1 protein-coding gene is annotated in these 479 nt (G+C 66.8%); it reads right to left on the minus strand.

Annotated features, from left to right (window positions below; translation table 11 throughout):
- The coding region (locus ACVMYR_RS33175; protein ID WP_457123709.1) for an AMP-binding protein at positions 1 to 452 on the minus strand (452 nt) is incomplete at its 3' end.
- Positions 453 to 479 lie beyond the last annotated feature (27 nt).

Consider the following 479-nt stretch of genomic DNA (forward strand, 5'->3'; position numbering starts at 1 on the left):
CGTCCGTCGCGTCCGGTGACGTAGGCGATGAGGCGGGGGGTGTTGTTGTCGTCGCGGCGGGTGACGATGGCGGTGGTGACGTCGGGGTGTTGTTCGAGGGTGGTTTCGATTTCGCCGAGTTCGATGCGGATGCCGTTGATTTTGATCTGGTGGTCGATGCGGCCGAGGATTTCGAGGGCGCCGGTGGTGTTCCAGCGGGCGAGGTCTCCGGTGCGGTAGGCGTGTTGGCCGGTGTGGGGGTCGGTGACGAATCGTTGGGTGGTGAGTTCGGGGCGGTTGAGGTAGCCGTCGGCGATGCCGTGGCCGGTGATGAGGATTTCGCCGGGCATGCCGGCGGGGACGAGGTTGAGGTTGGTGTCGACGATGTGGATCTGTCGGTTGGGCATGGGCCAGCCGATGGGTACGTAGGGTCCGCCCCAGCCGGTGGAGGCGTCGTACCAGGTGCACGCCACGGACGCCTCCGCCGGCCCGTACGCGTT

The sequence above is a fragment of the Micromonospora sp. PTRAS2 genome, assembly GCF_054052245.1.